The 872-nt window shown below is 60.4% G+C and carries 1 protein-coding gene; it reads right to left on the reverse strand.

Going from position 1 to position 872, the window contains the following annotated elements; genetic code table 11:
• On the reverse strand, nucleotides 1-872 hold an 872-nt coding region (locus tag FE394_RS18485; protein WP_319927800.1), incomplete at both ends, for an amino acid adenylation domain-containing protein.

Below are 872 nucleotides of genomic sequence, written 5' to 3' on the forward strand. Positions count from 1 at the left end.
TGCGGCCGGAGATAGGCCACTAAACGTTTGTCACCCGGGATATCTTCGCGGGCGATAACGGCCGCTTCCTGCACCCCCGGACACTGGGTCAGGCGCGCTTCAATTTCTCCCAGCTCAATGCGGAAGCCGCGCAGCTTGACCTGAAAGTCGTTACGGCCGAGGTATTCGATACTGCCGTCGGACAGCCAGCGGCCAAGGTCACCGGTTTTATACAGCCGGGCCGCCGGGGCGGTGGAGAACGGGTCGGGGATAAAACGCTCCGCTGTCAGGGCCGGACGGTTCAGGTAACCGCGGGCCACCCCCACCCCGCCGATATGGATTTCACCGGCCACACCGAGCGGCACGGGCTGACCCTGTGTATCCAGAATATAGAGCTGGGTATTGGCAATCGGGCGGCCAATCGGGACAAAGTGGCGTTTATCGTCGCGCTGACAGGCCCAGTAGGTCACATCAATCGCGGCTTCGGTTGGGCCATACAGGTTGTGCAATTCGGCCTCAAAACGTGCGAAGAAGCGCTGTTGCAGTTCTTGCGGCAACGCCTCACCACTGCAAATCACCCGTTTGAGGGCGGCGCAGGTGTGCGCCGGCGAAATCATCTGGACAAACTGCTGCAACATGGAAGGCACAAAGTGCAATGTGGTAATTCCGGCGGTCTCAATCAACCGGGCCAGATAACCGGCATCTTTGTGGCCTTCGGGGCGGGCCATCACCAGACGGGCACCCCAGAGCAGGGGCCAGAAGAATTCCCAGACGGACACATCGAAACTGAACGGGGTTTTCTGCAAGACCCGGTCATCGGGGGTCAGGCCATAGGCAGCCTGCATCCAGACCAGACGGTTACACAGGGCCCGGTGGCTGTTCATTACCCCTTT

Origin of the sequence: Xenorhabdus littoralis, from assembly GCF_033949345.1 — a bacterium.
GTDB classification, from domain to species: Bacteria; Pseudomonadota; Gammaproteobacteria; order Enterobacterales; family Enterobacteriaceae; genus Xenorhabdus; species Xenorhabdus littoralis.